Origin of the sequence: Salinibacterium amurskyense, assembly GCF_002797685.1 — a bacterium.
GTDB lineage: Bacteria > Actinomycetota > Actinomycetes > Actinomycetales > Microbacteriaceae > Rhodoglobus > Rhodoglobus amurskyensis.
Window position 1 is genome coordinate 1,223,169 of record NZ_PGFH01000001.1, and the last position, 20,390, is coordinate 1,243,558.

Here is a 20,390-nt window from a genome sequence, read left to right on the forward strand (position 1 = left end):
TGACACCCGATGAGCGAGATTTCCCCCAACGACGAGACAGCCACGCCGCCGGAAGCCGAGCCCATTCGTGGCGCTACAGAGTTGCCCGCGGTTCGGGAGAACATCGAACTGCACACGGATGACGGTCTCACCCTGGTGGGGGAGCTATCGCTTCCCGAATCTGGCCACATTGCCGCGACGTTGGTCACGCTGCACCCGCTGCCGACCGCTGGCGGCTTTATGGACTCCCACATCATTCGCAAGGCTGCAGCACGACTGCCGGCGCTAGCGGATGTTGCTGTACTCCGGTTCAACTTTCGCGGAGTCACCTCACCACGCGGTACCTCTGAAGGCTCATTCGGCGAGGGCACACTCGAGGAGCTCGACCTCGCAGCCGCCATGGATTTCGTGCGCGAGCGCGAGTTGCCCCACGTGTGGCTTTTGGGATGGTCGTTCGGCACGGAGGTCACCCTCAAGTACGGTCTGCAGCATCCGATCACGGGGGCAATTTTGCTGTCACCGCCGCTGCATCGTGCAACGGCGGATGATGTTGCTGCCTGGGCTGGCAATGATCGCCGGCTCGTTGCGGTAATCCCCGAACTCGATGACTACCTGCGCCCTGCCGAAGCCGCCGAAAGATTCTCTTCGGTGCCTGAACTCGAGTTTGTGGCTGTTGAGGGCGGAAAGCACTTGTGGGTGGGGGAGACCCAGACCTATCGGGTGCTCACTGAAGTCGTGGAGCGACTTAACCCTGTTGTGCTGCCGTTGCCCCGCACGTGGCCACCGGAGTCGCCCTCAGTCGTTTAGAGGTCCGCCTGTCGCGGAATGATCACCTGTTGTACGACGATGAGAATCGCGGCGGCAACAGGGATAGCGATGAGTGCGCCCAGAATGCCGAGCAGCGTTCCGCCGGCGAGTGCCGCGATCACAACGAGGGCGCCGGGAATCTTGACGGCCTTGTTCATGATTCGCGGGTTGAGAACGTACGCCTCGAGCTGCATGTAGACGAGGTAGTAGATTCCCACGGCTATAACGCTCGGTGAACCGTTGAAGAGAAGCACGAGCAGCGTGATCACGATGGAACCGCTGAGGGTTCCGACGAGCGGAATCAGCGATCCCATGAAGGCGATGAAGGCCAGTAGTGCGGAGTACTTCACGGGTAAGCCGAAGGCCGGGAAAATCAGGGTGAGAACAATAAACGAGAGCACGCCGTTCACCAGGGCCAGCGAGCCCTGACCAATGACATAGCGGCCGACAGCAGCGCTGACTTGTTCAGCAAGATCTATGAACTTGGCCCGCTTCGTGGCGGGCACGAGCTGGTAGATGCCCGACTTGATCCCGTTGAGTGATGACACAAAGTAGATCGTGAGAATCAGCACGATGATCGCGCCGGTGATCCCGGTGGCGATTCCAATGCCCACGGCGAATACTCCGCCACCGATGGTCGTGACGTCGAGATCGGCGGCCCACTCGTTGAAGCCATCGAGCAGGTCTTGAACTCCAAGCCACGGTAGTGCGGTCTCGACGTTTTCGCGCACGGTGCCGTCAAAGAACGCCGTGACGAGTCGAGGCGTGGCTTGAACGGCGTTTCGTACTTGTTCAGCGATGACGGGAACGATAGCAAAGATCAAGCCCGTAAAGACCCCGAGAACGCCCGCGAGTACCGTAAGGATTGCTGTCCACCGGGGAAACTTCTTGGTTTCGAGCCACGTGACCACGGGATCCAGTCCGAGAGCAAGGAACAGCGCTGCTCCCACATACGTGAGAATCGTGGCGAGCGAAATGACGGTCTGACCGATTCCGACCGCGACGAGAACCCCCAGGCCGCCGAGCAAACCAAGGCGGAACGGATTGAGGATCTTCATTGCGTGGCTCCATTCAGCCTGACCAACAAGTGTCAGGCTGAGCGCAATTCTAGAGGTCGCGCAGGCAGTTGCTAGTTAACTTCCTCGGCTTGGTTGAGAACTCCACGAAGGTTTTCGAAGTATCCAGCAACGGTTTCGCGCTCAGCCTTGATCTTCGTGAGACGGTCTTCCGCGTCGCTGACCAGTTCGCGCGAGCGCTTCTCGGCCTCGTCGACAGTAGCCTTGGCACGCTGTTCGGCATCGGAGAGTTCTTCGGCAGCACGAGCGGACGCATCCGCGAGTACTGCTTTCGCCTCGGCCTGCGACGACTTGGTGAGCTCTTCGGCTTCGTGGCGCTTCGCATTTGCCTCGCGCACGGCTTCGGCCAGCTGGGCCTGAGCTTCCTCGAGGTAGTTGTGCGTTTGAGCGGTCGCCTCTTTGTGCTGCGCCAAGAATTCCTTCTCGGCATCATCGCGACGCACGGCGAGCTCTTGCTCGAGGGAAATGCGAGCTTCTTCTGCTTCACGCTCAATCGTGGTGCGGGTTTCTTCAAGCTGGTGCTTGATCGTTGCCCTCGTTGATTCAACTTCGTTCGCCAGTTCAGCACGCTGACGCGCAATGTCGCGCTCGAGATCAGCGGTTTGCTTTTCCACATCGTGGGCGAGCGTCGCGCGAGTCTCGCTAACGTAGCTATCGAGTTCGGTGCGCTTGCTGTCGATATCGGCATCCAGATCGGCGTGACGGCGTGCCATCTCTTCTTCGAGCGCGGCTGTGGCGGATGCAATCTCGGCCTCGAGCTCGTTGCGACGCGTGCTCATTTCGGCTTCGAACTCGGCACGGGCTGTCGTGCTCTCGTGCTCGAATGCGGCGCGGGCGGTGTTGATCTCCTCTTCGAGGCCGGCCTGAGTCGTCTCCACGTCACTCTCGAGCGCTGCGCGCGTGCTTGAGACCTCTTTCGCCAACGCCTTCTTGGTGGAACTGACCTCGCGGTCAAGCGCCTTCTTCTGCGCGGCAACATCTGCCGCGAGTTCGCTTCGCGTGGCCTTGACGTGCGCTTCGAGCTCGGCACGAGTGGTCGTTACTTCGTCATTGAGCGCGGCCTTGGCCGTGGCAACCTCATTCTCAAGCTCGGAGCGTGTGGTCGTAACCTCTTGCTCCAGCGAAGCCTTCGTGACCTTGACCTCTTGTTCTAGGGCCGTCTTGGTCGTAGAGACTTCTTGCTCGAGGGCAGCCTGGGTGCTCGTGACTTCGTGTTCGAGAGCAGCCTTCGTCGTGGCAACTTCATCCTCGAGCTCAGCGCGCGTGCTCGTCACGTCATGTTCGAGCGCCTGACGCGCTTCACGTTCTTCGGCCTCCCAGATTTCGCGAGCTTCAGAAAGCTCGGCATCGAGGGCGGCCCGGGCTGTCGTGACGGTCTTTTCGAGTTCAGCGAGAGTGTTTGCGGCTTCTGTCGCGGCAGCGTTGCGGGTGGCCTCGGCTTCCGCTTCGAGCGCGGCGTAGCCGGCATCCAGATCTGCCTTGAGCTTGGCCTGAGCAGCTTTGGTCTCGTTGGCGAGCTTCGCGTGACCGGCTGCGGTCTCGTTGGCGAGCTTTGTGTGCGCTGCCTTCGTCTCGTTGGCGAGCTTCTCCCGAGCCGTCGTTGTCTCGGCTTCGAGTTCAGCGCGCGCAGTCTCAATCTCGCGAGCGAGATCGGTGCGGGCCTGCTCGATGTCGCGCTCAAGGTCTTCGCGCTGCTTGGTGTTCTCTGCCTCGAACGTGGCGCGACCGAGCTCGGCGTCCCGAGCGAGGGATTCTGCTGCCTCGCGTGCTTCGGCTACTTCGGCTGCGGTGCTGGCGCGCAGCTCGGCCATTGCTCGTTCGGTTTCGGCACGCAGGGCTGCGGCTTCTCGCTTAGCGGAGGTGCGGGCATCCGCAGCTTCGGTGGCGACGGCGCCACGGATGGTTGCTGCTTCTCGTGAGGCATCGCCGACGAGCTGTGACGCCTCGTCCTTGGCGCGTGCGACCAGTGCGTCTGCTTCGGCGCGCGACGACTTGGCGAGTGCTGCGGCGTCGCTCTGGGCATCGTTGAGAATGCGTTCGGCTTCACTCGCGGTCTCGTTGCGCAGCGCGGTGGTCTCGGCCTGAACCGCCTTGCGCATCTTCTCAGCGTCGATGTCTGCTTGGCTGATGAGCTGAGTCGAGTGCTCTTCGGCAACGCGAAGCATGCTCTCGAGCTTGGAGCCGAGCCCGCTGTACGTGGGGCTGCCTGATTCATCAAGCTCAGCCTGAAGATCTTCGTTAACGGCGAGGAGTCGCCTGACTTCCTTCGTGGAAGCGGTGCGGTCTGCTTTGGCGGCAACAAGTTCACGACGAAGCTCGCCGATAAGCTTGTCGACTTCGTCCTTCTTGTAACCGCGCATCTCTGTGCCGAAATCGGTATCGTTCGCGGCCAAGATTTCTCCTCGATGTCAGCGGAATGAACCCTCTGAGTTTAGTGGGGCAAAGAGGCCTCCTGTCATTTTGGTCTCATCCCCAAAAGTGGGCATTCAACGTTCTCCCAGAAAGTTCCCAGAAGAGTAACTAGGTGGCGCCAAGGCGATCGGCTATTCTTGAACGTCTTTGTTGTTGCCTACCCGAATGGATGGGGCCCTTACCTCCAGACCAGCGGAGGTTTTGCCAGCGTGGCAAGGGTTGTCTTTCCGTGAGTCATCTTGGGCAACACGAAAGGAGAGATAGTGAGATTCGTTCTCGCCATAGTGAGCTTCATGCTCGCAGCCGTCATGATCGGCTACGGCATTGCACAGCAAACAATACTCGCGACCCCGGATGAGGTTTCAGTCTCAACGGAGACTGACGGCACTGCGCCCCTCACCGTGATCAGCGGCGAGGCGTTTAACACGTACTCGGGCAACCAGACCATCCGTATCGAGGGCCCGCGCCGGATCGTGGCCGCCTACGGCCGCTCGACCGACGTGATCGCCTGGGTTGGCGACGCCAGCTACAACATGGTCACGGTCGACCCGGAAACGGGCGATCTCGTCTCCGAGACCATCACGGGCACCGAACAAGAGGTTCCCGACCCCTATAACTCCGACCTCTGGCTTGAGAACTACGAAGCCGAAGACGAACTTGCTCTCACTGTGAAGATTCCAAGTGATGTGTCGTTCATCTTGGCATCGGATGGAGTCGACCCGGCACCCAACGCCGTCTCACTGTCGTGGCCACTCGATAACAGCACGCCGTGGGCCGGAACGCTCATTCTTGGTGGTGCTGCCGTGCTGCTGATCGGGCTCATCTTCTTGATGTGGGCTGTGCACCACATGCGTCGTGCCGGCGGACCTCGCCGCAAGCCGCAAAAGATGCCCAAGGTTCCTAAGAAGCCTCGCTACAAGCCTTCGAAGCGCGGCGCTAAGGCAAGCGACGCACCCTCGCTCCGCACGAGCGTTCGCGTTGCTGTGCCGACCGTGCTGGTCAGCGCGCTTATTTTGAGCGGCTGCACCGCATCCACCGCTCCGAACTCCGCCGCAGATCAGAGCGATCCCACGCCGACCCCCACCTCAACGTCAGAGGGCAGCACTGTCACAGCCCCCGCGGTCGCGGTTCGCCAGATCGAGAAGATCGTCGCTCAGATCAGTGCCGTTTCTCAAGAAGCTGATGAGGAGCGCGACTCAGATTTGCTTGAGACTCGGTTCTCCGACGCGGCGCTCGAGTACCGTCTCGCGAACTACAAGATGCGCAAGGCCGACGACTCGATCGCTCTGCCGGTTGCGATCCCCGATGGACCGGTGCAACTGACGTTGCCGCAGCAGACCGAGACCTGGCCGCGAACGGTGTTCACGATCATCCTCGACGAGACCGACTCCACCGTCGCGCCGATCGCTCTGTTCCTTGAGCAAGCGACCCCGCGCGATAACTACAAGGTCAGCTATGCCATGAACTTGGAGCCCTCCGTGGTGTTCCCGGATGTCGCAGCAGCGAGCGTCGGAACCTCGCGTCTGCCCGCCGACAGCGGACTTCTGCGTTCGTCGCCGACCGAGGTTGCCCTCGACTACGCCGAAATCCTCGAACAGGATGTCGACAGCGACTCCTACCTCGACTTCGAAGCGGAAGGCGACAGCTTGCGCGTGAGCGTTGGCCTAGCCGTCAAGAACAAAGAGAAAGCGGCGCTCTCCAGCACCGCCACTCTGACTTACGGTCACGAACTCGGGTCTGCCGACCCCATCGCGATGGCCACGATTGACGCTGGCGCGATTGTGGCGGTGCATCTCTATGAGACCAAGGTTGCAGCGCCGAAGGAAGAGGGCTCTGCCGTCACCTTCAGCGGGCAGACAAAGGCTCTGTCGGGAATCTCGATTACCGAAGAGGGCATTAAATCCACCTACGGCGATCAGCTACTCTTTTATGTCCCCGCAGCGGGCAGCGGCGAGAAAATCGTTCTGCTCGGCTACACCCAAGGACTCGTTGCAGCATCGGAGTTGAAATGACAAACGCCCCCCTGAACGCCGCTAGTCTTCGCGGAGCGGTCGACCTTTCATCGCTCGTTCGACAGCACAACACGCCCGCTCCCGCGGCTGGCGCTCCTGGCGCGGCTGGTGCCCCGCCTGCGGGTGAGGCGCCTGCGCCGAGCGGATACGCCACGAGTGCGAATGATGCCTCGTTCGCTCAAGTGCTTGAGCTCTCTAACACGGTGCCGGTCATCGTTGAGTTCTTCGGCCAGGGGATCGAAGCGTCGCTTGAGCCGACAATTGCCCAGTACAGAGGGCGCTTCGCTCTGGTTGTCGTGGATGCAACGAGCAACCCCCAGCTCGTGCAGGCGTTCCAAGTGCAAGAGGTTCCGACCGTCGCTGCCGTTATTGGCGGGCGCCCCGTGCAGTTGTTCAGCGGCATCATGCCCGAGAACGACCTCAAGGAAGTTCTTGAACAGGTGTTGCAGCTCGCTGCCGAAAACAAGGTGACGGGCACGCTGCCGGCTCCTGATGAGGCGGCCGAGGGCGAGGCCGCGGAACCGGTTGAAGAGCCGCTTCCGCCCCTGCACCAGGAAGCTTTCGATGCAATTTCTGCGGGCGACTTCGCGAAAGCGATCGAGGCCTACAAGACCGCGATTACTCAGAACCCTCGCGACCAGCAAGCCGTCGCCGGTCTTGCTCAGGTCTCGCTGTTGGCTCGGCTTGAAGGCCACACCGCTGACTCGGTACGCAGTGCTGCAGCGCAGGCGCCGACTGATGTTGAAGCGCAGCTTGCTGTTGCTGACCTTGATGTTTCCGGTGGTCACCTCGGTGACGCTTTCGATCGTCTTCTCGAACTCTTCCCGACGGCAGACTCCGATGGCAAGAGCGCGATTCGCACTCGCTTGCTCGACTACTTCGAGATCGCAGGAGCCGAAGACCCGCGCGTGGCCGATGCTCGTCGCCGACTGACGCTGCTGCTCTACTAGTCGCGCGCAATCGCGCCGACGTGAGCGTCGGTAGCGCGAAGAAGATCTGCGGGTGAAAGCTCGACGTCGAAACCGCGTTTGCCGCCGCTAACGAACACGGTGTCGAAGAGTTCGACGGTCTCATCGATCACGGTTTTGTGGGCAAGTTTTTGTCCGATCGGACTGATGCCGCCCAGCACATAGCCGGTGCGGCGCTGGGCGAGCGCAGGGTCAGCCATTGTCGCTTTCTTGCCGCCGAGGGCGGACGCCAGTGCTTTGAGGTCGAGCTTTCCTGACACGGGAACGACGGCGACGACCATGTCGTCATCCACCATCGTCATCAGAGTCTTGAAGACCTGTTCTGGAGCAATCCCGAGCACCGTTGCGGCCTCGACGCCGTAATCCTGGTTGCTGGCGTCGTGCTCGTAAGGGTGCGCGGTGAATGTGATGCCCAGCGAATCGAGTGCGACGGTCGCGGGGGTTCCGAGCGCCATCAGCGGTAGTCCGTGCGGGAGCGAGTGGGGGCCGGGTCGAAGCAGCAGTGCATGCGATCTAGAGTAATGACACACAGTCATCCATGCGGATGTTGTGGGGGAGTAGCGGAGTTACGGTGACCATTTATCTCGATCATGCGGCAACAACGCCGATGCGCCCTGCCGTCGTGCAGGCCTTCGCGGCGGCGCTGCCGGTTGTCGGTAACCCCTCGTCGATTCACTCTCAGGGTCAAGCGGCCAAGCGAATGCTCGAGGAAGCCCGCGAGATTGTCGCTGCGAGTGTGGGTGCAGACTCCGTCGAAGTCACTTTTACCTCGGGTGGCACCGAGGCCATCAACCTTGCGCTCAAGGGGCTGTACTGGGCGCGAAACTCGGGCTCGGTCGAACGCCGGCGAGTGCTTGTGGCGCAGGCGGAACACCACGCCACGATTGACGCAGTCGACTGGATGCAGGCCCACGAAGGCGCCGAACTCGACTGGATTCCTGTCGATGCTTTCGGTCGCATCGATGCCGACTATGTGCGCACTGCGCTCGCCGACGATGTTGCGCTGGTCTCGATGCTCTGGGCCAATAACGAAGTCGGCACCCTGCAGCCGGTGACCGAAATTGCGGCCCTCGCGGCCGCTCACGGAGTACCGGTTCACGTGGATGCCGTGTCTGCCCTCGGCTACGTTCCCATTGATTTTCATGCGGCCGGTGTCGCCGCGCTCAGCGTTTCGGCACACAAAATCGGAGGGCCTGTCGGCGTTGGCGCTCTCGTGATCGCGCGTTCCGCATCCGTCACTCCGCTGATTCACGGCGGTAGCCAGCAGCGTGCCCGCTCGGGAACCATGGATGCGCCCGGCGCGGTTGCCTTCGCGGCGGCCGCCAGTGAAGCCACTGCCGACTTGGCTGAGCAAGCGGCACGACTCACTATCTTGCGCGATTCGCTCATTGCGGGGGTGCAGGCTGCTGTTCCCGAGGCTGTCTTGCGCGGAGACCCGAACGATCGTTTGCCGGGAAATGCCCACTTCACATTCCCTGGTTGTGAAGGTGACTCGCTGCTCTTCTTGTTGGATGTTGCGGGCTTCAGCGTTTCGACCGGCTCGGCTTGCCAGGCGGGCGTACCCGAAGCGAGCCACGTTTTGCTGGCGATGGGTCTCGACGAACCTACGGCGCGCGGAGCGCTGCGCATCTCGCTGGGGGAGTCCACCACCACCGACGAGGTGGAGCAGTTCGTTGCGGCGCTTCCCCGCGCTGTCGAGCAGGCGCGCAGCGCTGGCTACTCCGACCGGATGACGGTGCTGGGGCGCGGCTAACCGGACTGCAGCCATGCGGTGGAAGGGCGGTTCGCCACTTGCCCGGCTCACCCGGAACTTGCCCAGCATCGTGTCTCGTACACTGGTCTGATGAAGGTTTTAGCGGCAATGAGTGGCGGAGTGGACTCCGCCGTAGCTGCCGCGCGCGCCGTAGAGGCTGGGCACGAGGTTGTTGGGGTGCATTTGGCGCTGAGCCGGCAACCCGGAACCCTGCGCACGGGCGCTCGCGGTTGCTGCACGATTGAAGATTCGATGGATGCCCAGCGGGCCGCCAACATCATCGGGATCCCGTATTACGTGTGGGACTTTTCCGAGCGCTTCAAGCTCGATGTCGTCGATGATTTCATCGCCGAGTATTCCGCCGGCCGCACCCCGAACCCCTGCATGCGCTGCAACGAGCGCATCAAGTTCGCTGCCCTTCTCGAGAAGGCCGTGGCGCTCGGATTCGATGCGGTGGCAACCGGCCACTACGCCAACATCATCGAAGATGAGAACGGCAACCGCGAGCTGCACCGCGCTGCGGCCTGGGCCAAGGATCAGTCCTACGTTCTCGGTGTACTCACTACCGAACAGCTGGCGCACAGCATGTTCCCGCTCGGCGCTACGCCGTCCAAGGCAGAAATTCGCGCGGAAGCGGCCGAGCGCGGCTTCTCGGTAGCGAACAAGCCTGACTCCCACGACATTTGCTTCATCCCCGACGGCAACACCCGCGGCTGGCTCGCCGACAAGGTTGGCGCGGAGCAGGGCGAAATCCTCGACCGCAACGGCGATGTTCTCGGTAAGCACGAGGGCGCTTTGGCCTTCACGATCGGCCAGCGCAAGGGCCTCAACGTCGGCTACCCCACGGATGACGGCAAGCCCCGTTTCGTACTCGAGATCCGCCCCAAGACCAATCAGGTTGTAGTCGGACCGCGCGAAGCTCTCGCGCTCTCGCAGGTCGCTGGCACTAAGTTCTCCTGGGCGGGGCTCGACCCGCAAGCATCCGGTCTCATCTCCGAACCGGGGGAGAGCTTCGAATGCCACGTGCAGGTTCGCGCTCACTCTGACCCAATGCCTGCGGTTGCGCGCATCGCCCCGTCGACCGAGGGCACTGACAACGTCGGCGACGCCACCGGGCCTGAGCTGATCATCACACCCCACGAACCGCTCAACGGTGTCTCGCCCGGCCAGACCGCCGTGGTTTACGTCGGAACTCGCGTTTTGGGGCAGTGCACAATCGCGCGCACCGTCTCTGCGGTTCCTGCTGGCGTCTAGCCCGTCGCAGGCAGGCACGAACCCACGAACGCACGAACGCACGTACGCTCTCTCGCACTAGCGTGAGCCACGCTCGACGGCGCTGTCGTTTCACACGGAGAAGTCAGTGCCGCTGTTTACACTTGTGCTGTGGCCAATAGCACTGTGAATTCGGGTTCTTCTCGCTCCTCAGACGAGCACGTTCCCGAGACTGTCGATCCCGAACTCGCTGAAGCACGGGATGAGGCGCAAGCACTCACGACGCGCATTCTTGAACTCCGCGACGCCTACTACGTTCGCGACGAAACGCTCGTCGACGATGCCGAGTACGACGGCCTGATCCGCAGACTTGAAGAGCTGGAAAAAGCGCATCCCGAGCTCCAAGGACAAGACAGCCCAACCTTGCGCGTCGGTGGCCGCGTAGCGACCCTGTTCGATCCCGTCGAACATGCCGAACGCATGTTGAGCCTCGACAACGTCTTCTCGCTCGAAGAGTTCGGCGAATGGGCCGCCAAGGTTCAGCGCGACTCCGCTCGCCACATTGATTTCCTGTGTGAGCTCAAGATTGATGGGCTCGCTATCAACCTCCGCTACATCGACGGCGTTCTCGTCAGTGCAGCAACACGGGGCGACGGTCGCGTCGGCGAAGACGTGACCGAGAACATTCTGCGGGTTGAAGGCATCCCTCAGCGCTTGGCTGGCTCGGGGCATCCGCCCATTGTTGAAGTGCGCGGGGAAGTCTTTATTCCTTTGGAACTCTTCCGCGAGCTCAACGCAGAACAGGCACGCATCGGCGAGAAGGTCTTTGCCAACCCACGCAATGCTGCAGCCGGCTCGCTGCGCCAAAAATCTGAGGGTAAGAACGACGAAAAGTTGGCGGCCATGCGTCGACGTTTGTCGTCGCTGCGGATGCTCGTGCACGGCATCGGGGCCTGGAACGGTGAACGCGAAGGCAGCGAACCGATCCGCACCCAGAGTGAGGTGTACGGCGTTCTGGCGGAGTGGGGTTTGCCGACGAGCAGCTATTACAAGGTTGTGCCCACGGCGACCGAGGTCGACGAGTTCATTCGGTACTACGGCGAGCACCGCGACAGTGTCGTGCACGAGATCGACGGCATCGTTATCAAGGTCGATGAGCTCGCGCTGCACGAAGAACTCGGCGCAACGTCCCGTGCTCCGCGCTGGGCAATCGCGTACAAGTATCCTCCCGAGCAAGTGAATACGAAGCTGCTCGACATCGTGGTGGGGGTCGGGCGCACAGGTCGCGCAACCCCGTACGCCGTCATGGAGCCAGCGCTGGTTGCTGGTTCGGTCGTGCGCCAGGCCACGCTTCACAATCAGGATGTCGTCAAACGCAAGGGCGTGCTGATTGGCGACACCGTTGTGCTGCGCAAAGCGGGAGACGTTATTCCCGAGATCCTTGGCCCAGTTGAAGAGCTGCGTGATGGCACGGAGTACGCCTTCGTCATGCCCACGAACTGCCCGGAATGTGGCACACCCTTGCGCGCCATGAAAGAGGGCGACATCGATTTACGGTGCCCGAACGCTCGCAGTTGCCCGGCGCAGGTTCGAGGCCGCATCGAGCACACCGGCAGCCGGGGTGGGCTCGATATCGAGGTGCTCGGCGAGGTTATCGCGCGGGCGCTTGCTCAACCGCGAGAGCCCGAAGTGCCCCCGCTCATCAACGAAGCGGGACTATTCGATCTCACGGTCAAAGATATTTTCCCGATTGTGGTCGCGGTACGGGATTCCGAGACCGGCGAAGTACTCACCAACGACGACGGCACCGAGCGGCTCGTCACTCCGTTTCGGCGTGCGCGTAAATCAACGGGCAAGGACGCCGACCCCGAATTCGACGCCAACGCCGCAGAATTTGCCGGTACTCCCGATTGGGTTCCCTCGAGCAATGCGATCAAGCTCATCGCCAACTTGCAGGAAGCCAAGACGAAGCCGCTCTGGCGACTGCTCGTGAGCTTGAGCATCCGCCACGTCGGCCCTGTCGCGGCTCGTGCACTGGCTGACTACTTCGGTTCGCTCACGGCCATCCGTGAAGCTACGCGTGAAGAGCTGGCTGCTGTTGATGGTGTTGGCCAGATCATCGCTGACTCGGTAGCCGATTGGTTCGAGGTCGACTGGCATCAAGAGATTGTTCAACGTTGGACGGATGCGGGAGTGCAATGGTCCACTCCCGGCCATCCGGGCCCCGGGGCAGCGCAGTCTAACGACGGCCCTCTCGCGGGTCTCACGATTGTCGCGACCGGCAGCCTGGAAGGATTCACGCGCGAAGGTGCCCAAGAAGCGATCATTGCCGCCGGGGCAAAAGCGGCGTCGAGCGTGAGCAAAAAGACCGACTTCGTGGCCGCTGGACCGGGCGCGGGGTCAAAGTTGACGAAAGCGGAGCAGCTGGGAATCCCAGTTATTGACGCTGCACAGTTCGCTCGACTGCTCAAAGAGGGGCCCGACTCCCTCTAAAACCTAGTAAAACGTTGGTAATGCCTTCGGTTCACCCCCGAATGGGGTTGTTTCCCCTTAGGATTAGCTGAACGTGATCGTGCGCGGGGATGGCGCACAGTTCACGGTCCTGAGGGGATCACCCGACGTTGCTGATAGAAATTGCACTCGCTTTGGCTACCTCGGTTGTAGGCTTACCCGCCGCCGAGGCCTCTGGCGTGCCCTCAATCGAATTCCACTCCATCGTCACGAGTGATGCACCGGCTCCCTTTGTCGGCCCCGTCGTCGATACCACCGGTTCTCTCGGCACCGCAACGTTCAGTGCTCGTACCCTCACCTCACTCGCGAGTATCCCCGCCGACAACATTCCCGAATTCTTCGCAGCACGACCGGGCGCGATCGAACAGATTCTCGCCTCGCAACCTCCCGCCCAAGAAGTCGCGCTCTGGTGGGGCGACTTGGCGACTGACAGCCAGGCAGCTCTAGAGATCGCTAGCCCACAACTGTTGGGCAACCTCGAAGGCGTTCCCTACACAATTCGCGACGTCAGTAACCGCACAGTTCTCGAGGAAACCATCGTTGACCTCACCGCGGTCGTTAACTCGGATGCGGGTCGTGCTGTGCAGCAGAGCGCGCGCCAACAACTCAACATGCTCTCGTCAATCTCGGAGTCTCTCGCGTTCGATCGGGCGGCTCCCGAGCGAACCCTCATCACCCTCGACGTCACCGGCCAGGGCAAGGCCGCCATCGTGCTCGGCGACTTGAGCGAAGCCGACTACGTCAGCTTCTTGGTGCCGGGCATGTTCTTCACCATCGAAGGCCAAATGTCGTACTGGGCGGATGCCGCCTACACGCTGTACTGCGAGCAGCAGCAGTGGCTTGACCATTTCGACTCCCAATCGGTGTTCACGCGCAACGAGACCGTCGCGACGGTCGCGTGGATCGGCTACGACACCCCCAACCTCACCAACGTGGGCGCGATCGATAATGCGAACCAGGGCCGCGACACGCTCGCTGATGCGATTCTCGGATTGCAGGCCCTGCGCGAGGCCGACCAGCCCTACATCTCGGTCGTTGCCCACTCCTATGGAACCACCGCGGCCATGATGGCGCTATCGGAATACGACTTCGAAATCGACGCCCTCGCCATGGTTGGGTCGCCCGGCAGCCCAGCACGATCCGTGGACGACCTCCATGTTCGTGGCGGCAACGTTTTCGTGGGAGAAGCTGCGTGGGATCCCATTCCCAATAGTTCATACTTTGGCGCCGACCCCGGTACTGATGCTTTCGGAGCAAAGTCGCTTGGCGTCGGCGGTGCGTTCGATGTTGTGATGAAGCAGCCGCTCGCCGGTTCCGTCGGTCACAACGACTACTTCACTCCGGGCACTGAATCGATGCGCAATTTTGCGCTGCTGTGCATCGGGCGCAGTGACCTCGTCATCCCCGAGGATGCACCCACCGTTCAACGCGCGGTCGCCTCCGTGGATAACACGCAGAGCTAATGGCTCCTCGCCCCACACGACGACTGCATCTCGCTGAGCCCTCGGCCGGCGACGAATCCCTAATCGCCCAGATACAGAATGCGGTGCGGGCGCGTCGTCACGACCGATTGAGTGTTGCGACCTTTGCTGAGGGCCAGTGGCAGACCGCACACTTCGGGGCATCGGATGCTCTGGACTACGAAATCGGCTCGGTCACGAAAACCTTCACTGCATCGCTGCTGGCGCTCGCGATCGCGCGCGGCGAGGTTGCTGCCCAGACACCAGTGGGGGAGTTGCTAGAGCTCGGATCAAGCCCTGCCGCGGCACTCGCGCTTGGCGACATTGCCACTCAGACCAGTGGGCTGCCGCGGCTCCCCGTGAGCTTTGCGGAGCTTCGGCGGGGCGCCCGTGCGGCGCGCACCGGGCTCGACCCGTACATAGCGACGGTGCCCGAATTAGTCGCGCAGGCCGCCGCCACTCCGCTCGGGCGTGCCGGCACGTTCAACTACTCCAATCTGGGCTTCGCGGTGTTGGGGCAAGCACTCGCTGCCGCCGCCGGCACCAGTTACTCCGCACTTGTAGAGGAACGGATTGCGGTGCCACTCGGGCTGAGCGCTACCCGTTCCGCCGCGACCGTGGCCGAGCTGCCCGCCGACGCCGCCACAGGCTTCGACGCGCGGGGCAGAGTTGTCGCGCCGTGGGCTATGAACGCCTATGGGCCGGCGGGCAACATCCGTTCGACCCTGCCAGACATGATGCGCTACACGCAGGCTCAGCTCGACGGCAGTGCGCCAGGACAGGATGCCACTACGCCGCGAGTGAGCGTTCCGAAAATGGGCAGAATCGGCTATGCCTGGCTCACAAGCCCCGTGGGGGTGACGTGGCACAACGGAATGACGGGTGGCTTCGCGAGTTTCGTGGGTTTCGACCGCCAGCGTTCTCGGGCCGTCGTCGTGCTCAGCAATACGGCCGTGAGTGTTGACGCTCTCGCCCTGTCGCTCATCGCCGACCGCTAAGCCGAATACACTGGAAGGGTTCCCTGTCTGTTTCCCATCTTCGGAGCTCCATGACTGACACCAATCCGGGTGCGATCACTACTGAGGTCGTTACACACCTCGCATCGCTTGCCCGCATCGCCCTTACCCACGACGAAATCGAGAAGCTCACTGGTGAGCTTGGTGCGATTGTTGATTCCGTGGCCAAGGTCAGCGAGGTCGCAACCGATGAGGTTCCGGCAACGAGCCACCCGATTCCTCTGAGCAACGTTTTCCGCGCGGATGTTCCCGGCGTCACCCTCACCACCGAACAGGCGCTCGCCGGCGCCCCTGAGCACGACGGTTCACGCTTTGCCGTGAGCGCGATTCTGGGAGAAGAACAGTAATGGCAGCTTTGAACGACCTCACCACGATGTCGGCAGCAGATTTGGCCGGCAAGCTGAGCTCGGGCGAAGTCTCGTCTGTCGAAGCAACCCAGGCACACCTCGACCGCATCGCTGCCGTCGACGACCGGGTTCACGCGTTCTTGCACGTGTCGGCGGATGCTCTGGCCAACGCCAAGCGCATCGATGAGCGTCGCGCGGCAGGGGAGTCGCTCGGCGAGCTCGCCGGTGTGCCCGTCGCCGTCAAAGACGTGCTCTGCACGATCGACATGCCCACAACCGCGGGCTCCAAGATTCTTGAAGGCTGGGTTCCGCCCTACGACGCAACGCCCGTGGCGAAGTTGCGTGCCGCTGGCCTGATCCCGCTCGGTAAGACCAACATGGACGAATTCGCCATGGGGTCGTCAACCGAGCACTCGGCGTACGGTCCGACGCGTAACCCGTGGGATCTCGATCGCATCCCCGGCGGTTCCGGTGGTGGCTCTGCTGCGGCCGTCTCCGCGTTTGAAGCTCCGCTTGCTCTCGGTTCTGACACCGGCGGATCGATCCGCCAGCCGGCATCCGTCACGGGTTCTGTTGGTGTCAAGCCCACTTATGGCGGCGTCTCGCGCTACGGCGCGATCGCTCTTGCGTCGTCGCTCGACCAGGTTGGCCCCGTCTCGCGTACCGTTCTTGACTCCGCATTGCTGCACGATGTGATCGGCGGGCACGACCCGCGCGACTCCACTTCGCTCAACGAGCAGTGGCCGTCGTTTGCCGCCGCAGCTCGTGCCGGTGCCGCCGCCGAAAGCCTCAAGGGCCTTCGCGTGGGTGTCATCAAGCAGCTCGACAGCCCCGGATTCCAGGCCGGTGTCTCGCAGCGTTTTCACGAAGCTCTGCAGTTGCTCACCGATTTCGGTGCCGAAATTGTTGAAGTGGATGCTCCGCACCTCGAGTACGCGGTTGAGGCGTACTACCTCATCCTCCCCGCCGAGGCATCGAGCAACCTCGCCAAGTTCGATTCGGTGCGTTTCGGCCTCCGCGTCACGCCCGAAGGCGGCGGAACCGTTGAAGACGTGATGGCCGCGACCCGTGAGGCTGGTTTCGGTGACGAGGTCAAGCGCCGCATCATCCTCGGTACCTACGCCTTGAGCGCCGGCTATTACGACGCGTACTACGGCAGCGCGCAGAAGGTGCGCACGCTCATTCAGCGCGACTTCGCTGCAGCGTTCGAGAAGGCTGACGTTCTTGTCTCGCCCTCGGCGCCCACCACCGCGTTCAAGCTCGGCGAGAAGCTCGAAGATCCGATGGCGATGTACCTCAACGACGTCACGACGATTCCGGCCAACCTTGCGGGCATCCCCGGCATGGGTCTTCCGATGGGGCTCGCTCCTGAAGATGGACTGCCGACTGGTTTCCAGATTATGGCTCCGGCTCGCGGCGACGCTCGCCTGTACGAGGTCGGCGCCACGCTCGAGCGTTTGCTCGAAGCTCAGTGGGGTCACACCCTGCCGAGCCAGATTCCGGCCCTCGGCTAGCTAGTTCCGTTTCTGTCAGTCGACCCGTGTTCATCATGAGCGCGGGTCGACTGCGTTAACGCGATCGTGGTGGCGGAGGGCAGGCTACGCGTTGTCACTCGTTTGTCGTTCGCGGTAGGCGATTTGGTTCATCCGGTTTCCACAGCGGATGCTGCAAAAGCGGCGTGAGCCGTTGCGCGAGAGGTCGGCCATGAGGCCTTCGCAGTCGGGAGCTTCGCAGCGCCGCAACCGCCACATCGCGTCGGACCGTACAACGTCGACGAGTGCCAACCCCACTTCGGCCTGAATGCGCTCGGCGAGCGGTGCTTCGGGGTCGTTGGCGTGCAGGTGCCAGTCGAAGTCGCCGTGGCGCGCCAAGAATGGCAAGGCTTTCGCCTCAGCGAGCATTGCGTTGATCTCGATCGCGGCGTCGTCGCGCGTGAGCTTCCAAACCCCGCGGATGCGGTCTCGCACGGCCCGCACTTCGGCCACTTCAGCGTCGTTGCGGTCGATGCGGCCGCTGAATCGAAACTGCATGACGAGCTCGTGCACTTGCGCGACCGTCATGAGTTCGTCGACGCCTGATCTGCTTGCGAGTTCATGCGTGTTTCCGAGTAAAACGGCGAACTCGAGACTCTCCACTGTGTCAGGGGCAAATTGCAATTTGACTCCTTATTTGTTTCGAGACTAGCGTCAGCAGAAATACTCGTCAATCTCGTTCAAAGTAGTTGCCCATGAATCGCTCGTCCACCACCCTCGGCCTGCTCATTGCTGTGATCGCTGCGGCCAGCTTCGGGTTATCGGGCGCGCTGATTAAACCGGTACTGGAAGCCGGGTGGAGCCCGGCGGCGGCGGTGACCGTTCGCGTTCTCATCGGTGGCACCGTGCTCGCGCCGTTCGCGATTCTGGCTCTCAAGGGCCGCTGGATCGCGCTCTGGTACGCGCGTAGCCGCATCCTGCTCATGGCCATCATTGGCGTCGCCGGTACACAACTTGTCTACTTCGCGGCCGTAGAACGCATCCCCGTGGGCATCGCCATTCTGCTCGAGTACATGGCGCCGCTCCTCCTCGTCGGTTTCGCGTGGGCGACGACTCGCCGCATGCCGAAAGCGGTCGTGTTGATCGGCTCGGTGGTGGCGCTCGGGGGCCTTATCCTCGTCGTCTCTCCTGAAGGTTCAGGCGCCCTTGACCCCATCGGCATCATCTTCGGCGCCTGCGCGGCAGTCGGGGCGGCGGTTTACTACGTGGTTGCTGCGCGCTCGAGCGAGGGCTTGCCGGCCGTCGCCCTAGCCGCAGCAGGTCTGCTTATCGGTGGCATCATCCTGGGGCTTATCGGTCTCGTGGGTATTGTGCCGTTCGATATGCCGATGGTGGATGTCTCGGTGCTGGGTTTTGTCGCGCCGTGGTGGGTTCCGCTGCTCATCGTGGGTATCGTCGCGACCGGTATCGCGTACTCCACGAGCATCATGGCGAGCGAAATGCTCGGTTCCCGACTCGCGTCGTTCGTCGGATTGCTCGAGGTTGTCACGGCAGCGATTTACGCCTGGCTCTTGATCGGCGAAAACTTGTCGATCACGCAGTTCATCGGGGGAGCGCTGATTCTGGCGGGGATCGCCTTCGTTCGTTCCGAGAAGTCGGAGCATATTGGTGACTTCACGATCGAGGCCGAGGCCTTCCCGAGCGACGAAGATGAACCAATTTTGGCCCCGGCATCCGCGCCGCTCGAACCGGGTACCGATACGGTGCCGCTGCGCCACGTACAATCGTCTGGTGGCTAAAGCTGAATTGATGGACTACGACAAAGCACTCGAACTATTTGAGCCGACGCTCGGTTTCGAGGTGCACGTCGAGTTGAATACCCAGACCAAGATGTTCTCGGATGCTCCGAACCCTGCCGCGGCGGGTGCTGAGCATGGCGAACCGAACACCATGATCACTCCGGTTGATCTCGGTTTGCCCGGCAGCTTGCCTGTCGTCAACGAAGAGGCGATCAAGTATTCGATCTCTTTGGGGCTCGCGCTCGGGTGCGAGATCGCGCCGAGTTCACGCTTCGCCCGCAAGAACTACTTCTACCCTGACCTCGCGAAGAACTACCAGATCAGCCAGTTCGATGAGCCGATCGCGTTTGAGGGCTCGGTCGAGATTGAGCTCGAGAGCGGCCGCACCATCACCGTGCCGATCGAGCGCGCGCACATGGAAGAAGATGCCGGCAAGCTGACCCACGTGGGTGGCTCGACTGGTCGCATCCAGGGTGCCGAGTATTCGCTGGTTGACTACAACCGCGCGGGTGTTCCTCTCGTGGAGATCGTCACGCACATGATCACGGGTGCTGAAGCGGATGCTCCCGAGGTCGGCAAGGCGTACGTCTCGGCTATTCGCGACATCGTTCGCTCGCTGGGCATCTCTGAAGCACGCATGGAGCGCGGCAACCTGCGCTGCGACGCCAACATATCGCTGAGCCCGCGTGGTTCGGGCAAGTTGGGTACGCGCACCGAAACGAAGAACGTGAACTCGATGCGCAGCGTTGAGCGTGCGGTTCGTTACGAGATTCAGCGCCAGGCGGCCATTCTTCAGAAGGGTGGCACGATCACCCAGGAGACCCGTCACTGGCACGAAGACACCGGTGTCACGAGCGCTGGTCGCCCCAAGAGCGACGCCGATGACTACCGTTACTTCCCCGAGCCCGACCTGCTTCCTGTCGAGCCTTCGGCTGAACTGATTGCCGAATTGCGTGCGGCTCTTCCCGAGCCTCCCGCGCAGCGCCGTAAGCGCCTTCAGGCGGCATGGGGCTTCACTGACCTTGAATTCCGTGACGTCAACAACGCCGGACTCTTCAGCGAGATCGAAGCCACCGTTGAGGCCGGAACGACGCCAGCTCAAGCGCGCAAGTGGTGGACGGGCGAAATTGCTCGCCTCGCCAACATGCAGGGTGCTGACGCCAGTTCGTTGATTAGCCCCGCGGATGTTGCGGCTCTCGTTGCTCTTATGAACGACGGTGTACTCAACGACAGTCTGGCCCGCCAGGTTCTCGAGGGTGTTATCGCCGGCGAAGGAACTCCCGCCGAGGTTGTTGATGGCCGCGGGCTCAAGCTCGTGTCTGACGACGGCCCGCTGATTGCTGCTATCGATGAGGCCCTTGCTGCCCAGCCCGATGTTCTGGCGAAGATTCGTGAGGGCAAGGTGCAGGCTGCTGGTGCTGTTATCGGTGCTGTGATGAAGGCGATGAAGGGTCAGGCTGACGCTGCTCGCGTTCGTGAACTGGTCTTGGAGCGCGCCGCCGCCGAATAGGGTGCCCGAGGTGGTGTGGGCTTGGCGTAGCTCGAACGTCAGTTGTAGGCAGTACC

General features: G+C 62.1%; 16 protein-coding genes. 12 read left to right on the top strand and 4 right to left on the bottom strand.

What is annotated here, in order from left to right; genetic code table 11:
* The first annotated feature begins 9 nt into the window (after positions 1 to 9).
* The gene (locus tag CLV85_RS05820) at positions 10 to 786 is read left to right on the top strand and encodes an alpha/beta hydrolase (protein WP_100388622.1); all 777 of its coding nucleotides are present in this window, start codon (positions 10 to 12) and stop codon (positions 784 to 786) included.
* Here CLV85_RS05820 and CLV85_RS05825 read toward each other — a convergent pair.
* Together CLV85_RS05825 and CLV85_RS05830 are read right to left on the bottom strand one after the other, a co-directional pair.
* The gene (locus CLV85_RS05825) at positions 783 to 1,844 is read right to left on the bottom strand and encodes an AI-2E family transporter (RefSeq protein ID WP_100388623.1); all 1,062 of its coding nucleotides are present in this window, start codon (positions 1,842 to 1,844) and stop codon (positions 783 to 785) included. The genes CLV85_RS05820 and CLV85_RS05825 overlap by 4 nt on opposite strands.
* A 71-nt stretch (positions 1,845 to 1,915) precedes the next feature.
* On the bottom strand, positions 1,916 to 4,255 hold the full coding sequence (locus CLV85_RS05830) for a hypothetical protein (RefSeq protein WP_100388624.1): 2,340 nt from the start codon (positions 4,253 to 4,255) through the stop codon (positions 1,916 to 1,918).
* Positions 4,256 to 4,537: 282 nt separating this feature from the next.
* Between CLV85_RS05830 and CLV85_RS05835 the strand changes: the two genes are divergently transcribed.
* The gene (locus CLV85_RS05835) at positions 4,538 to 6,286 is read left to right on the top strand and encodes a DUF8094 domain-containing protein (RefSeq protein WP_229820290.1); all 1,749 of its coding nucleotides are present in this window, start codon (positions 4,538 to 4,540) and stop codon (positions 6,284 to 6,286) included.
* Positions 6,283 to 7,236, top strand: coding sequence for a tetratricopeptide repeat protein (locus CLV85_RS05840; RefSeq protein ID WP_100388625.1), 954 nt, complete (start codon positions 6,283 to 6,285; stop codon positions 7,234 to 7,236). Before CLV85_RS05835 ends, CLV85_RS05840 begins: the two co-directional genes overlap by 4 nt.
* Here CLV85_RS05840 and ybaK read toward each other — a convergent pair.
* The gene (gene ybaK / locus CLV85_RS05845) at positions 7,233 to 7,709 is read right to left on the bottom strand and encodes a Cys-tRNA(Pro) deacylase (protein WP_100388626.1); all 477 of its coding nucleotides are present in this window, start codon (positions 7,707 to 7,709) and stop codon (positions 7,233 to 7,235) included. The two genes, CLV85_RS05840 and ybaK, sit on opposite strands and share 4 nt — an antisense overlap.
* A gap of 116 nt (positions 7,710 to 7,825) precedes the next feature.
* Between ybaK and CLV85_RS05850 the strand changes: the two genes are divergently transcribed.
* From CLV85_RS05850 to gatA, 7 genes are all read left to right on the top strand, one after another.
* Entirely contained in the window at positions 7,826 to 9,007 is a 1,182-nt protein-coding gene (locus CLV85_RS05850) for a cysteine desulfurase family protein (protein ID WP_100388627.1), read from the top strand.
* A 90-nt stretch (positions 9,008 to 9,097) separates the two neighbouring features.
* Positions 9,098 to 10,261, top strand: coding sequence for a tRNA 2-thiouridine(34) synthase MnmA (gene mnmA, locus CLV85_RS05855; RefSeq protein ID WP_100388628.1), 1,164 nt, complete (start codon positions 9,098 to 9,100; stop codon positions 10,259 to 10,261).
* A gap of 129 nt (positions 10,262 to 10,390) precedes the next feature.
* A complete protein-coding gene (gene ligA / locus CLV85_RS05860; RefSeq protein ID WP_100388629.1) occupies positions 10,391 to 12,712 on the top strand; it encodes an NAD-dependent DNA ligase LigA in 2,322 nt (773 codons plus the stop codon).
* A 197-nt stretch (positions 12,713 to 12,909) separates the two neighbouring features.
* Positions 12,910 to 14,193, top strand: a complete 1,284-nt coding sequence (locus tag CLV85_RS05865) for an alpha/beta hydrolase (protein ID WP_205030337.1) — start codon at positions 12,910 to 12,912, stop codon at positions 14,191 to 14,193.
* Positions 14,193 to 15,188 carry a serine hydrolase domain-containing protein gene (locus CLV85_RS05870; protein WP_100388631.1) on the top strand — a complete coding sequence of 332 codons (996 nt, stop codon included), beginning with the start codon at positions 14,193 to 14,195 and terminating at the stop codon, positions 15,186 to 15,188. The genes CLV85_RS05865 and CLV85_RS05870 overlap by 1 nt, the downstream gene beginning before the upstream one ends.
* 50 nt (positions 15,189 to 15,238) lie before the next feature.
* Positions 15,239 to 15,553 (top strand): Asp-tRNA(Asn)/Glu-tRNA(Gln) amidotransferase subunit GatC, encoded by a 315-nt coding sequence (gatC, locus tag CLV85_RS05875; protein WP_100388632.1) that lies wholly within the window; start codon positions 15,239 to 15,241, stop codon positions 15,551 to 15,553.
* Positions 15,553 to 17,067 carry an Asp-tRNA(Asn)/Glu-tRNA(Gln) amidotransferase subunit GatA gene (gene gatA / locus CLV85_RS05880; protein ID WP_373296751.1) on the top strand — a complete coding sequence of 505 codons (1,515 nt, stop codon included), beginning with the start codon at positions 15,553 to 15,555 and terminating at the stop codon, positions 17,065 to 17,067. Before gatC ends, gatA begins: the two co-directional genes overlap by 1 nt.
* Before the next feature lie 84 nt (positions 17,068 to 17,151).
* On the opposite strand, the gene CLV85_RS05885 is transcribed toward gatA, so the two are convergent.
* Entirely contained in the window at positions 17,152 to 17,709 is a 558-nt protein-coding gene (locus CLV85_RS05885) for a CGNR zinc finger domain-containing protein (protein ID WP_100388633.1), read from the bottom strand.
* Positions 17,710 to 17,780: 71 nt separating this feature from the next.
* Here CLV85_RS05885 and CLV85_RS05890 point away from each other — a divergent pair, with 71 nt between their 5' ends.
* Together CLV85_RS05890 and gatB are read left to right on the top strand one after the other, a co-directional pair.
* Positions 17,781 to 18,824: an EamA family transporter gene (locus CLV85_RS05890; protein WP_100388634.1), complete on the top strand. Its 1,044-nt coding sequence runs from the start codon at positions 17,781 to 17,783 to the stop codon at positions 18,822 to 18,824.
* Positions 18,817 to 20,334, top strand: a complete 1,518-nt coding sequence (gatB, locus tag CLV85_RS05895; protein WP_100388635.1) for an Asp-tRNA(Asn)/Glu-tRNA(Gln) amidotransferase subunit GatB — start codon at positions 18,817 to 18,819, stop codon at positions 20,332 to 20,334. The genes CLV85_RS05890 and gatB overlap by 8 nt, the downstream gene beginning before the upstream one ends.
* The last annotated feature ends 56 nt before the right edge of the window (positions 20,335 to 20,390 follow it).